The following is a 9407-nucleotide window of genomic DNA, read 5'->3' on the forward strand; positions in this document are numbered from 1 at the left end:
GCGCTGGCGCGGGACCGCACGCCGCCGCTGGTCGCGGCCGGGCCGCCGGTGCCGCTCGCGGAGCTGGTGGGGTCGAAGGAGCTCGCCGAGGAGACGTTGTCGCTGCTGCGGGCGGGGCTCCTCGACGGACCGGTGACCAGTCACGAGCGGGCCTGGCCGGTGCTGGTGCTGCACCGGGCGGCGGTGGCGGCCGCAGGGGCCGGCGCCACCGAGTTCGGCCCGCTGCCGGTGCTGCGCGCGCAGGACGAGGGTTCGGGCACCGCCTACGTGGACACCCTGTACGAGTGGTTGCGCCACCCCGGGGATCCGCGGTCCGCGAGCCGGGCCCTGCGGATCCACCCGAACACCTTGCGGTACCGGATGGCCAAGCTGGCCGAGCTGGCCGGCGTGGACCTGGACGATCCGGACGTGCGGCTGGCCCTGCTCGCCCAGCTCACGGCGTTACGGTGGCGTTGAGCCGTTCTCCAGCCAATTGTGCTCATGACACGACCGATTGGCGTCATCCTGGTGCTCGGGGGACGATGACTACCACGGATCGCTACTCCATTGTGGGCGATGACACCCATGTGGCCTAGTCGGGAGGAAAGTCGTGAAGGTCGCCGTTCCCCGTGAGATCAAGAACCACGAGTATCGCGTCGCGCTGACGCCGGCGGGGGTGCACGAGCTGACCACGCACGGGCACGACGTGTTCGTCGAGACGAACGCGGGCGCGGGCTCGTCCATCCCAGACGAGGAGTTCCTCGCGGCCGGCGCGAAGGTGCTGGCCTCGGCGGACGACGTGTGGGCCGAGGGTGACCTCGTGTTGAAGGTGAAGGAGCCGATCGCGTCGGAGTATTCGAAACTCCGGGGCGACCAGGTGCTGTTCACCTACCTGCACCTGGCGGCGGACGAGGCGCTGACGAAGGCGCTGATGGCGGCCGGCACGACGGCGGTCGCGTACGAGACGGTGCAGCTGCCGTCCGGCGCGCTGCCGCTGCTGGCGCCGATGTCGGAGGTGGCCGGGCGGCTCGCGCCGCAGGTGGGTGCGTACTCGCTGATGAAGCCGTCGGGAGGCCGAGGCGTCCTGCCGGGTGGCGTGCCGGGCGTCGCGCCGGCTCGTGTCGTGGTGATCGGCGGCGGCGTCGCCGGGCTGAACGCCGCGCAGATCGCGGTCGGCATGGGCGCGAGCGTCCAGGTGCTGGACACCAACGTGGACCGGCTGCGCTACATCGACCACCTGTACCGCGGCCAGATCCGCACGATCACGTCGAACAAGTACGCGGTCGAGGAGGCCGCGCGCGAGGCCGACCTGGTGATCGGCGCGGTCCTGGTGCCGGGCGCCCGCGCACCGAAGCTGATCACGAACGAGCTGGTGTCGAGGATGAAGCCGGGCGCGGTCCTGGTGGACATCGCGATCGACCAGGGCGGCTGCTTCGCGGACTCCCGCCCGACGACGCACGCGGACCCGACCTACCCGGTTCACGACACCGTCTTCTACTGCGTGGCGAACATGCCGGGCGCGGTCCCGAGGACCTCGACCTACGCGCTGACGAACGTGACCCTGCCGTACGCGGTGAAGCTGGCGAACAACGGCTGGCAGGACGCGCTGAGCGCGGACCCGGCACTCGCCCTGGGCCTGAACACCCACGCGGGCGCCCTGACGAACGGCCCGGTGGCCGAGGCTCACAACCTCCCGCACACGAAGTTGACCGAATTTCTCAACTAATCAACTCGAACGATTCGATCGATTCAACGGCTGATGCCGCCGCCCGACCGCGCGTCGGGACTCGTGCGCGGTGCCATGTTGTTATCGAGAAGGGTCAAATCACCGGCCCCGGTTGCAGCGCTGTCGACACATACGGCATATCCTTCTCTTGGCGGCCCGCTCCCAGTGACCCCCAGGCTGGTTGAGCGGGTCGCCCCTATGAGCGGGGCTCGGGCCCCCGGCGGCCGGGGATTCGGGTTGCGGAGCAAGCGAATGACGCGCCTAACGCTCCCCGGAACGGGGCTCTTGCGCGTTTGTGGGTAACGAGATGGCCGCCGCGACTACGAAGATCGTCTGCGGCGCTACGGCGCACGACTGCTACTCCAACGTTCACTCGTATCGGGACTCCGCGCTCGATCGAGTGAGATTCCGAGCAATGGAGTGAAGCGCGCGATTACCACTTTGGTCGACGGTTTCGAGAGCCGATGTCCATACGGTGACTGAACCTCGCTGGTCCGTCAGCTGCAACGATCCGTTCGGCCGGGACCGCGCGTTGACGGTCTTGGTCGAGGACGAAACCGTCCTCCTCGTCCCCCCGCCCGGAGCCGCCGCGGTGCTGTCCGCGCAGCAGGCCCGGGGACTGGGGTTGACCCTCGACCAGGCCGCCGTCCGCGCCTACGACCGACGGGCGGGTTGAGCCGACATGTGGACCACAGACGACACCGTCCGCCGCGCGGTGCTGCACCGCCTCGACATGCTCGACCGGGCCGCCGGCCAGGCCGACGCCTCGACCCTGCTCCCCTTGGCCCGCACGGAGCTGCGCCGCCTCGCCGACGGCTGGCGGCTGCTGCTGAAGACCCACCGCGCCGACGAGGACGGCCGCTGCCACGGCTGTCAGCGCGGGCGGCGCACGCGGCGCTGGCCGTGTCAGGTCTGGCGCTCCGCGCACGAGCAGCTCATCGGCGACGGTCTCCCGCACCGCGCCCGCAGCTACCCGCTGCGCAACCCCTTCCGCCCAGCAACCCGCTAGCCGCGACCGTCGTCCGCCGGCGCCCGAGGGGTCAGGCGCGGACGGCCGTCAGGTAGGCGCTGATCGCGTCCCGGTTGCGTGCCAGACACTGGATCTTCGAGTCCATCTGGTCGCGGTGCCGTTCCAGGTCGGCGATCAGCTCGGGAGTCGCGTCCGAGACGTGGATCGAGCACGGGTCGTCCAGGCACGGCAGAATCTCGCGGATGATGCGCGTCGGCACGCCGGCGTCGAGCAGGCCGCGGATCTGCGTGACCCGGCCCACCAAACCCTCCTCGTAGGACCGGTACCCGTTCTGCGTGCGAGCCGGGCTCAGCAGGCCCTGTTCCTCGTAGTACCGCAGCAGCCGCGTCGGCACGCCCGTCCGCAGCGCCAGCTCGCCGATCCGCACGACAACCTCCGTCACATCGCCTTTCCTTCACACTAGTGTCAACCTTCGAGCATGGGGCCATGAGACTCACCCTGGCCGTGCTGTCGGTGGCACAGTTCCTCATCGCGCTCGACTACTCGATCATCTACGTCGCCCTGCCGAGCGTGGCCGCCGATCTCCAACTCGAACCGTCGCTCGCGCAGTGGATCATCAGCGCGTACGCGGTGTTGTTCGCCGGCTTCCTCGTCGTGGGCGGCCGGCTCGCCGACCGGGTCGGCGCGAGGCGCCTGTTCGTCGTGGCCGTGGTGTTCTTCGGGGTGGCGAGCGCGGTCGGCGGCGTGGCGACCGACGGCGCCGTGCTGCTCGCGGCCCGCGGCGCCCAGGGCCTCGGCGCCGCGCTGCTGCAGCCGGCGATCATCGGGCTCATCGGCACGACGTTCGCCGCCGGGCCGGCCCGCAGCCGCGCGCTCGCCGTGTGGGGCGCGGTCGGCGCGTCGGGCCTGGCCGCGGGTGCGGTGCTCGGCGGGCTGCTGACGACGGCGTCGTGGCGGCTCACGTTCGTGATCAACGTCCCGCTGACGCTGCTCTGCGCGGCCGGCGCGCTGGCCTGGATCAGTACGGATCGGGCCACCAGAGCCGACCGCATCCCGGTCGGTGCGGCCGTGCTCGGCACCGGCACGGTCCTCGCGCTGGTCCTCGGCCTCACGCTCGGCGCCGACCAGGGCTGGCGGGCGTGGCCGACGCTGACCGGCCTCGGTCTGGCCGCGGTGCTGTTCGTCGCGTTCGTCGCCAACGAGCGGCGGGCGCCGCTGATCGAGCCGGCGCTGCGTCGCGTCGCGACCCTGCGCCGCGGCGTCGGCGCGACCGCGCTGTACATGGCCAGCGTCGGCTCGGAGTTCTACCTGCTCACCCTGCTGTTGCAGAGCGCGAAGGGCTACGACGCCCTCCAGGCCGGCCTCGCGTTCGTGCCGCTCGCGGTGCTCGTGACGGCCGGCAACGCGGTCGCCGGCCGCGCGCTGCGCACGCACTCCCCGGCGACGGTGCTGGCCGGCGGGTTCGCCACCGCGACCGTGGGCCTGGGCTGGCTCGCGCTCGCTCTGCACGGTGACTCCTACGTCGGCCACCTGCTGCCGGGCCTGCTGCTGTCCGGCCTCGGGCACGGGATGATCTACACGTCGATGTTCGTCCTCGGCACCCGGGACGTGCCGGCCGCCCACCAAGGCACCGCGGGCGCGCTGCTCACGACGTCGCAGTACCTCTCCGCCGCGGTGACACTCGCGGTACTCACGCCGGTGCTCGGAGCTACCCCCGACCATGATCGGTTCCGGGTCGCGTTCCTGGTGGTCACGGCCGCCGCGGCGGCCGGCATCGCGCTCGCGACCAGGAAAGAGGCCCGGGCCGGCGTGGCGACGCGGCTGAACTCGCAGCCAACTGGGACCGTTCGCCACACGGCCGGATGACCATGCGGCAAGATGTCCCGCACGACGGCAGGCAGGAGGGGCCCGTGCACGACGGTAGCGGCCGCATTGTGGTGCAGAACCTCAGCAAGAACTTCGGCAATGTGGCGGCGGTGCAGAACCTGAGCTTCCAGGTCGAGCCGGGTTCGGTCACCGGGTTCCTCGGACCCAACGGCGCCGGCAAGACGACGACCTTGCGCATGCTGCTCGGCCTCGTGGGGCCGACGGCGGGCTGGACGACGATCAACGGCCAGCCCTTCAACCAGCTCGGCAACCCCGCCCGGGTCGTCGGCGCGGTGCTCGAGGCGCAGGGCTTCCACCCGTCCCGCACCGCGCGCAACCACCTGCGGGTCTACGCGGCCGCGATGGGCGTGCCGGACCAGCGCGCGGACGAGGTGCTGAACCTCGTCGGCCTCGGCTCCGCCGGCGAGCGCTCGGCCGGCGGGTTCTCGCTGGGCATGAAGCAGCGCCTGGCGTTGGCCACCGCGCTGCTCGGCGACCCGCAGGTGCTGGTGCTCGACGAGCCGGCGAACGGCCTGGACCCCGAGGGCATCGCCTGGCTGCGCACGTTCCTGCGGGCGTTCGCGAGCAGCGGCCGCACGGTGTTGATCTCCAGCCACCTGCTGGCCGAGGTCGAGCAGACCATCGACCAGGTCGTGGTCATCAGCCGCGGCATGACCATGTACTACGGGATGCTCGAGGACCTGCGGAAGTCGCAGCAGAGCCGGGTGATCGTGCAGCCGGCCGACGCGGGCAAGCTGGCCACCGCGCTGCAGGAAGCCGAGATCTCCAACATCCAGCCGCTGGCCGACGGCAAGATCGCGATCCCGGGCGTCACCGTCCAGCAGATCGGCGACGTGGCGGCGAAGGCCGGCGTCGCGCTGTACGGCGTGCAGGAGGAGAAGGCGGACCTCGAGCAGCTGTTCTTCCGGCTGACCAGCGGCCAGTACGCCGCGCCCGGCCAGGTCCCGCACGGGCAGCTGCCGCAGGTCCCGCCGGGCGGCTACGGCACCCCGCCGGGCGGCTACGCGCAGCCGGCAACTCCGCAGCAGGCCTACCAGCAGCAGCCGTACCAGCAGCCCGGCCAGCAAGCGGGCTACCAGCCGCCGCCGCAGGGCTACCCGCAGCAGCCCGCGTACCAGCCGACCCAGCAGCAGTACCCGCCGCAGGGCTACCAGCAGCAGAGCGGCTGGGCGCCGCCGAGCGGGCCGGCGCAGCAGCCGGGCACGCCGCCGGGTGGCTGGGGACCGCCGAGCGGACCGCAGCCCACTCAGCAGCAGCCGCCGACGGAACAGGACCAGCAGCAGCCCGGTCAGGGTGGATCCGGAGGTAACGCCTGATGAGCCGGCTGATCAAGGCGGAGTTCCGCAAGATCCTCACCACGAAGATGTGGTGGGCACTGCTCATCCCGGCCGTGGCGCTCGCGCTGGGCTGGGCGTGGCTGTCGGCGATCGCGTTCACCGACGTGGCCACCGAAATCGAGGACGCGCTGGACCTCGCCGGCGTCAACGACGCGGAGCTCTCGCTGTCCTCGCTGGCGCTGACCAGGGCGATGAACTTCGCCACCCTGTTCCCGATGACGTTCGGCGCGCTGGCGCTGGCGAGCGAGATCAACCGCAGGACGATCACCACGAGCTTCCTGACCGCGCCCAACCGGGCGTCGGTGCTGGGCGCGAAGGCCGTCGTCTACACGGTCTGGGGCATGGTCTACGGCGCGGTCGTGGCGGTCGCCGCGAGCCTGGGCGTGCTGATCGGCACGGGCGACGGGACGCTTCCCGAGACCAGCGACTGGATGATCATCCTGTTCACCGGGATCATCGCGTGCGTGCTGTGGACGCTGCTGGGCATGGGCGTCGGGGCGCTGCTCGGCTCGCCCGTGGCGGCCCTGGTGGTGCTGCTGCTGTACGCGGCGCTGGTCGGTCCCGTCTCGGAGCTGATCATCACGTTGTCCACCGAGGGCTCGAACGTGGCGGGCCTGATGCCCAACGGCTCGGCGAACGGCCTGACCGGCTCGACCGCGGCACAGCTGCTGTTCGACCAGATCCAGTCGCTGACGCCCGACCAGCCGACCCCGGAGCAGCGCGAGGACTTCGACACGATCGCCCGTGCGGGGGCGGGGGCGCCGGGCGCGTTCTCGATGTGGATCAGCGGGTTGATCTTCCTCGGCTGGACCGCGCTGTTCTTCGTCACGGGCATGCTCCGCAACCAGCGCCGGGACATCACCTGATCCCGTAGTCCCAGGTCACGGCTGGTAGCGGCAGAGTGTCGGTGGGTCGACATAGTCTGGATTTCGTGAGCGACGAACCCGACTCCCCCGGCTGGCTCCGCCGGCTGTCCGCCGCGTGCTGGCGGCACCGCCGGCTGGTCCTGCTGTCGCTCGTCGCCGCGGTGATCGGCGTCGGCTTCCAGGCTGCCGGACCGATCCTGGTCAAGCTCGTCGTCGACGACGCGGTGGCCGGCGAGACCGAACGGCTGTGGTGGCTGGTCGGCGGGCTGCTGGTGATGGAGCTGTCCACCTTCGGCACCGCGTTCGTGCGGCGCTATCTCGGCGGGCGGCTGGCCCTCGACGTACAGCACGACCTGCGCCAGCAGGTGTTCGCCGCGGTGCAGCGGCTCGACGGGGCCAAGCAGGACGCGCTGCGCACGGGCCAGGTCGTGTCCCGGTCGATCACCGACCTCCAGCTCGTGCAGGGCCTGCTGATGATGGTGCCGCTCTCGGCCGGCACGCTGGTGTTCGCGATCGCGGCGCTCGGCGCGATGCTGTGGCTGTCCCCGCTGTTGACGGTCATCGCGTTCGTGATCACGCCGGTGGTGGCGTACGTGGCGGTGCGCAGCCGGCAGGTGCTGTTCCCGGCGTCGTGGTCGGCCCAGCAGCGCGCCGCCGACCTCGCCCAGCACGTCGAGGAGACGGTCACGGGCGTGCGCGTGGTCAAGGGGTTCGGCCAGGAGGCCCGGGAGATCAACCGGCTGGACCGGGCCGCCCGACAGCTGTTCGGCGAGCGGATGCGCACGGCGAAGCTCACCTCGCGGCCGGCGGCGACGCTGGTCGCGATGCCCGGCGCCGGGCAGGTCGCGGTGCTCGCGCTCGGCGGCTTCATGGCGATGAACGGGCAGGTCACGCTCGGCACGTTCCTCGCGTTCGCGAGTTACGTCGCCAACCTGGTCGGGCCGACCCGGCTCCTGGCCGGCCTGCTGGTCAACGTCCAGCTCGCCCGGGCCGGCGTGGAGCGGGTGTACGAGCTGGTCGACTCGCACCCGACGGTCACCGACGCGCCGGACGCGGTGGACGTGCCTGCCGGTCCGGTCGAGGTCCGGCTGGACGGCGTGCGGTTCGGCTACACGCGCAGCGAGCCGGTGCTCGACGACGTCTCGCTCGCGGTGGCGCCGGGCGAGACGCTGGCGCTGGTCGGCACGGCGGGCTCGGGGAAGTCGACCGTGTCGCTGCTGCTGCCCCGGTTCTACGACGTGCACGCCGGCGCGATCACGGTGGCCGGCGTGGACATCCGGGCGCTGCGGCTGGCGTCGTTGCGGCGCACGGTCGGCGTGGTGTTCGAGGAGGCGTTCCTGTTCTCCGACACCGTGCGCGCGAACATCGCCTACGGCCGGCCGGACGCCACCGACGAGGAGGTGCGGGCGGCGGCCCGGGCGGCGCAGGCGGACGCGTTCGTGGCGTCGCTGCCGGACGGCTACGACACGGTCGTCGGCGAGCGCGGGCTCACGCTGTCCGGCGGGCAGCGGCAGCGGGTGGCGCTCGCCCGGGCCCTGCTGAGCGACCCGCGCGTGCTGGTGCTCGACGACGCGACCTCGGCGGTGGACACCGCCACCGAGGCCGCCATCCACGACACGCTGCGCGCGGTCACCCGCGACCGCACCACGCTGCTGATCGCGCACCGCCGCTCGACGCTGGCGCTCGCGGACCGGATCGCGGTGCTCGACCGCGGCCGGGTGGTCGACGTCGGCACGCACGAGGAGCTGACCGAGCGCTGCGAGCTGTACCGGGCGCTGCTGGCCGGGCCCGGCGAGGCGATCGAGGACCCGACCCGCCGCGAGGCCGCAGACCTGGCACCCGGACCGGAGGGCTGGACGGCCGCGCTGTGGCCGGACGACACGGAGGACAGCGCCGACGCCGACCGAAGCACGACAGGCAGCGACCCGGCAGCCGCGGGCAAGTCCGGAACCGCCGCGGGCGGCGCGGCCAACGGCGCCACCGAAAGCGACACGACAAACCCGAGCACGGCAGGCGACAGCAGCCCAGGAAACCCACCCAACGCCGCGGCCGAGGCGCCGGCGCCGACCCAAGCCACCTTCCCCGCGACCTCCCGAGCAACGGCGCGAAACTCGGTTCGCCTGCCCGCCGTGGCGATCGGCGCGCCGCGCGGCGGTGGCATCGGCGGCCGGGCCGGCGGCGTGGCCGGGGCGATGGACGGGGCACCGCCGACGCCGGAGCTCCTGGAGCGGGTCGCCGCGCTGCCGCCGGCCACCGAGCGGCCGCGACTCGACGACGAGGACCCGACCGCGGCCGACCCGGGCTTCCGGCTGCGCCGGCTGCTGCGGCCGGTGCGCTGGATGCTGATCCTGGTCGCGTCGCTGGTGATCCTCGACGCGCTGCTGACGATGGCGCAGCCCTCGCTGATCCGCGTGGGCGTCGACCAGGGCGTGGTCACCGGCGACGCCGACGCACTGTGGACGGTCACGGCGATCGCGGCGCTGCTGCTCGTGCTGCTGTTCGTCGAGTCCGCCTTCACCACTGTGCTCACCGCCCGGGTCGGCGAGCGGCTGCTGTACCTGCTGCGCGTGCGCAGCTACGCACACCTGCAGCGGCTCGGGCTCGACTACTTCGAGCGCGAGATGGCCGGCCGGATCATGACC

9 protein-coding genes are annotated in these 9407 nt (G+C 72.3%); 8 read left to right on the top strand and 1 reads right to left on the bottom strand.

Annotation, left to right across the window (positions count from 1 at the left end):
• The 4 genes from ACRDSK_RS28055 to ACRDSK_RS28070 form a co-directional block, all read left to right on the top strand.
• Window positions 1-456: PucR family transcriptional regulator (locus tag ACRDSK_RS28055; RefSeq protein WP_431444343.1), on the top strand; the 456-nt coding region annotated here is incomplete at its 5' end.
• 133 nt (window positions 457-589) lie between these two features.
• Window positions 590-1705 carry an alanine dehydrogenase gene (gene ald, locus ACRDSK_RS28060; protein ID WP_431444344.1) on the top strand — a complete coding sequence of 372 codons (1116 nt, stop codon included), beginning with the start codon at window positions 590-592 and terminating at the stop codon, window positions 1703-1705.
• A gap of 475 nt (window positions 1706-2180) precedes the next feature.
• Window positions 2181-2381, top strand: coding sequence for a hypothetical protein (locus ACRDSK_RS28065; RefSeq protein ID WP_431444345.1), 201 nt, complete (start codon window positions 2181-2183; stop codon window positions 2379-2381).
• 6 nt (window positions 2382-2387) lie between these two features.
• Window positions 2388-2714 carry a hypothetical protein gene (locus ACRDSK_RS28070; RefSeq protein ID WP_431444346.1) on the top strand — a complete coding sequence of 109 codons (327 nt, stop codon included), beginning with the start codon at window positions 2388-2390 and terminating at the stop codon, window positions 2712-2714.
• Window positions 2715-2745: 31 nt separating this feature from the next.
• On the opposite strand, the gene ACRDSK_RS28075 is transcribed toward ACRDSK_RS28070, so the two are convergent.
• A complete protein-coding gene (locus tag ACRDSK_RS28075) occupies window positions 2746-3102 on the bottom strand; it encodes a MerR family transcriptional regulator (RefSeq protein WP_431444352.1) in 357 nt (118 codons plus the stop codon).
• Window positions 3103-3161: 59 nt separating this feature from the next.
• Here ACRDSK_RS28075 and ACRDSK_RS28080 point away from each other — a divergent pair, with 59 nt between their 5' ends.
• The 4 genes from ACRDSK_RS28080 to ACRDSK_RS28095 all read left to right on the top strand — a co-directional run.
• Complete coding sequence (locus ACRDSK_RS28080; protein ID WP_431444348.1) at window positions 3162-4541, top strand: MFS transporter; 1380 nt, start codon at window positions 3162-3164, stop codon at window positions 4539-4541.
• A 44-nt stretch (window positions 4542-4585) separates the two neighbouring features.
• Window positions 4586-5878 carry an ABC transporter ATP-binding protein gene (locus ACRDSK_RS28085; RefSeq protein ID WP_431444349.1) on the top strand — a complete coding sequence of 431 codons (1293 nt, stop codon included), beginning with the start codon at window positions 4586-4588 and terminating at the stop codon, window positions 5876-5878.
• Window positions 5878-6765 (top strand): ABC transporter permease subunit, encoded by an 888-nt coding sequence (locus tag ACRDSK_RS28090; protein ID WP_431444350.1) that lies wholly within the window; start codon window positions 5878-5880, stop codon window positions 6763-6765. Before ACRDSK_RS28085 ends, ACRDSK_RS28090 begins: the two co-directional genes overlap by 1 nt.
• Before the next feature lie 65 nt (window positions 6766-6830).
• Window positions 6831-9407 (top strand): ABC transporter transmembrane domain-containing protein (locus tag ACRDSK_RS28095; protein ID WP_431444351.1); only part of this gene is annotated, 2577 nt, incomplete at its 3' end.

Source organism: Actinophytocola sp., assembly GCF_050699915.1.
Taxonomy (GTDB): Bacteria; Actinomycetota; Actinomycetes; order Mycobacteriales; family Pseudonocardiaceae; genus Actinophytocola.